Consider the following 3778-nt stretch of genomic DNA (forward strand, 5'->3'; position numbering starts at 1 on the left):
TCACCGGGCTGTTCTCGTTGCACTTCTTCGTCATGGAGCTCGGTCTCGCGCTCTACATCTCCGAGCGCACGCAGGCGCCGCCGGTGATGGTCGCCGTGCTGCTGATCCTCAACACCGCCTGCGTGGCGATCTTCCAGGTCCGGCTCTCACGCCGGGCCGACTCGGTCGAGGCGGGGGCGCGCGCGCTGGTGCGCGGCTCGGTGTGGATCGCTGCCGGCTTCGCGATCGTCTCCCTGGCCGATCGCGGCGGCGTGAGCTTCGCCGTCGTGGTACTCGTCGCCGGCTCGCTGGTGCACGTGGTCGGCGAGATGATCGGCTCCGGGGGCCAGTGGGGCCTGCAGATGGGGCTCGCGCCCCACGAGCGGCAGGGGCAGTACCAGGGCTTCGCCGGCCTGGGGTTCAGCGTCATCGCCGTGGTGGGGCCGCCGATCGTGACCCTGCTCTGCGTCGACATGGGCGAGACGGGCTGGCTGGTCCTGGCCGGGCTGATGCTGGTCATCGCGCTGGTGTCGGTGCCCGTCTCCCGCTGGGCGTTGGCGTCCCGCGAGCGGTACGGCGTCACTACGCACTCCGGCTGAGGTCTCGGTCAGACCCGGATGGCGGCGGGGATGCCGTCGCCGAAGACCTCCGGCCGGGCCGGGAAGGACTCGCTCGCTCCCCGCTCGTGACGGGCGGCGCTCCACGCGGCCGCGCACGCGTCGAGGAGGTCGTCCTCGCCGAAGCCGGCACCGCGGGACCATGCGGGTGCGGTCAGGCCGTGGGCGAGCAGTGCCGCCCTGCGGGCCACCACCCCCTCACGGTCCTTCTTGCGCGCGAGCACCGGAGAGCCGGCCATCCGGGCGAAGCTGAGCTCGGGGTGCACCTCGATCACCTCCGGGCCGGGTCCCGAGCGGACCCATGCATCGACCTCGAGGACCTTCGGGCCCAGGGCGTAGGCCTGCGCGCTGGCGCTGCGCTCGCCGTCGGTGGCGGCCAGGTGGGCCGCGCGGGCCAGCTCGTAGGTCTGCGCCTCGTACGCCGCGCGGGTGAGCGTCGGGAACACCGACGAGCCCTTGCCGACGAGCTGACGGCGGGCCTCGGCGTCCGCTCGGCGCGCGCCGGAGTCCGGGAGGCCGATCGGGATGTCGATCGCCACGACGGCCGGCTCGGCACCCTCGCGGACCCGGCCCCACAGCTCGGTGACGGAGGCGGCGACGTGCACGGTCGCCTGCCCGTCGGGGGCGAGGAGGACACCCACCCAGCCGGCACGGCACGCGTCGACGCCGAGCACCGGGCGCTCGGGGCGCAGTGCCTCGCGGACCGGCGCGGCGTCCGGGTCGGTGACGAACCGGGCCTCGCGCTCGTCGGACAGGGCGTCGGCGACGCGTTGGGCCATCGCCTCCGACATCGGCGGCAGCGCGTCCAGCGGCCACCACCGCACGTCGGTCGACTCGTCGTCGGCCACGTGCGCCTCGCCGCTCAGCCAGGTGCAGGCGAACGTCAGGTCGAGGTACGACGCGCGGTCGCCGTTGTCGTAGACGACCCCCGACATCACCGACGTCGAGGCCAGCCGGGCGACGCTGATGACCACGCCGGCCTCCTCCAGGGCCTCGCGGGCCGCGGCCACCGCCGGCTCCTCCCCCGGGTCGACGATGCCGGTGACCGGGGTCCAGGCCCCGTTGTCGGCCCGCTCGACCATCAGGAGCTCGTCGTCGCGGCGGATCACCGCGGTGACCCCGGGCAGCCAGAGCGGGTGGGTGCCGATCATCCTGCGGATCTCGACGACGAACTCGGGGACCGGGCTCATGCCGTGAGCGCCTCGACGAGGGTCTCCTGGAGCCAGCCGATCCACTCGTAGATGTCGTGCGCCTGCGCCCGCGGGTCGTCATCGGGCAGCGCGTGCCAGCGGTCCTCGTCCCCGTCCTCGACACCGAGCCGGGTCGCCAGCGCGAGGCGGATGTCGGTGAAGGAACGCATCCACGTCTCGGCGGTCGGCTCGTCGAGCTCGACGTCGATCATCAGGCCGTCCTCGCTCAGCTCGGGCGGCAGCCCGGCCTCCTCGAGCCCGTCGATGATGGTGATCGCGGCAGCGGCCTTGCCGTCACGCAGGCCGCCCTCGGTGAAGCGCCGGAACTCGGCGGCGGCGTCCTCGTCGTCGGCGTACGCCGTGGGGAAGAGGCGGTGCAGCACCGGGTCCTCGGGGGCGGTCGTCGGTCCCGAGAAGTCCATCATCGCCTCGAACGGGTCCCGGGACTCGTCGGGGACGGCCGCCTCGTTGCGCAGCAGCTCGACGATCTGGGAGGCCAGCGAGCGCAGCAGGTCGGCCTCGAACCCGGTGAAGGTGGCGATGACCAGGCGGCTCCTGCGGTGCCGGGCGAAGCCGGTCACCGTGCACACTCCCCGCTGCCGCTCACGAGGCCTTCTCCATGGTGGCCCACAGGCCGTACTCGTGCATGGCCTGCACGTCGCGCTCCATCTCCTCGCGGGTGCCGGTGGAGACCGCCGACTTGCCGTCCGTGTGGACCTCCATCATCAACCGCTCGGACTTCGCCTTGTCGTAGCCGAAGTACTTCTGGAAGACGTAGGCGACGTAGGACATCAGGTTGACCGGGTCGTTCCACACGATGGTCACCCACGGCTTGGCGAGGAACGTGATCTCGTCCGGCGAGAGCGTCGGATCGACCTCGACAGGGCTGGCAGCGGACACGGGGTCATGGTGGCACAGGACCGGGGGGCCACTCCCCCGTGGGAGGCTGCACCGGTGACCCGATCGCCGGCGCTGCTGACCGACCACTACGAGCTCACCATGGTCCAGGCGTCCCTGCACGCCGGCACCGCCGAGCGGCACTCGGTCTTCGAGCTCTTCCCGCGCCGTCTCCCCGCCGGCCGTCGCTACGGCGTGGTCGCCGGCGTCGGCCGCGCGCTCGACGCCATCGAGTCCTTCCGCTTCACCGACGAGGACCTCGCCGTGCTCTCCGAGGTGGTCGACGAGACGACCTGCGAGTGGCTGTCGTCGTACCGCTTCGCCGGCGACGTCTGGGGGTACGCCGAGGGCGAGGCCTACTTCCCCTACTCGCCGCTGCTCGTCGTCGAGGGCGGCTTCGCGGAGGCCGTGCTCCTCGAGACGGTGCTGCTGTCGATCTACAACCACGACTCCGCGATCGCCTCGGCCGCGTCCCGGATGACCTGGGCCGCCGGGGACCGGCCGTGCATCGAGATGGGGTCGCGGCGCACCCACGAGGAGGCGGCCGTGGCGGCCGCGCGGGCGGCGTACGTCGCCGGCTTCGCCACCACCTCCAACCTCGCCGCCCGGCAGCGGTACGGCGTGCCCACGGCGGGCACGGCGGCCCACTCCTTCGTCCTCCTCCACGACACCGAGGCGGACGCCTTCCGCGCGCAGGTCGACGCGCTCGGCGTCGGGACGACGTTGCTCGTGGACACCTACGACGTCGCGGAGGCCGTGCGGTCCGCGGTGGAGATCGCCGGCCCCGGGCTGGGGGCGGTGCGCCTCGACTCGGGCGACCTGGGCGTGCTGGCGCACGAGGTGCGGGCCCAGCTCGACTCGCTGGGGGCCACCGGAACCCGGATCCTGGTGACCAGCGACCTCGACGAGCACGCGATCGCCTCGCTGGCCTCCGCGCCGGTCGACGGGTACGGCGTCGGCACCCAGCTGGTGACCGGGTCGGGGCACCCGACCTGCGGCTTCGTCTACAAGCTCGTCTCCCGCGCGGGCGACGACGGACGGATGGTGTCGGTCGCGAAGCGGTCGACCGACAAGGCCTCGATCGGGGGTCGCAAG

4 protein-coding genes and 1 pseudogene are annotated in these 3778 nt (G+C 73.0%); 2 read left to right on the forward strand and 3 right to left on the reverse strand.

What is annotated here, in order from left to right:
• Positions 1-578 (forward strand): annotated as a pseudogene (locus tag ACXJKL_RS16715) (hypothetical protein); the annotation flags it as partial.
• A gap of 8 nt (positions 579-586) precedes the next feature.
• Here the strand turns inward: ACXJKL_RS16715 and ACXJKL_RS16720 are convergent.
• The 3 genes from ACXJKL_RS16720 to clpS are packed head-to-tail and all read right to left on the reverse strand — an operon-like array spanning position 587 to position 2686.
• Entirely contained in the window at positions 587-1786 is a 1200-nt protein-coding gene (locus tag ACXJKL_RS16720) for a DUF429 domain-containing protein (protein WP_457208148.1), read from the reverse strand.
• Entirely contained in the window at positions 1783-2367 is a 585-nt protein-coding gene (locus ACXJKL_RS16725) for a DUF2017 domain-containing protein (RefSeq protein WP_457208149.1), read from the reverse strand. The genes ACXJKL_RS16720 and ACXJKL_RS16725 overlap by 4 nt, the downstream gene beginning before the upstream one ends.
• 22 nt (positions 2368-2389) lie before the next feature.
• On the reverse strand, positions 2390-2686 hold the full coding sequence (clpS, locus tag ACXJKL_RS16730; RefSeq protein WP_457208150.1) for an ATP-dependent Clp protease adapter ClpS: 297 nt from the start codon (positions 2684-2686) through the stop codon (positions 2390-2392).
• Positions 2687-2740: 54 nt separating this feature from the next.
• On the opposite strand from clpS, the gene ACXJKL_RS16735 reads away from it, so the two are divergent.
• Positions 2741-3778: nicotinate phosphoribosyltransferase (locus tag ACXJKL_RS16735; protein WP_457208151.1), on the forward strand; the 1038-nt coding region annotated here is incomplete at its 3' end.

It is taken from the genome of Nocardioides sp. P5_C9_2 (assembly GCF_054049555.1).

Coding starts and splice junctions, on each gene's coding strand:
- ACXJKL_RS16720 (WP_457208148.1), bottom strand. CDS start 1,786: ATGAGCCCGGTCCCCGAGTTCGTCGTCGAGATCCGCAGGATGATCGGC.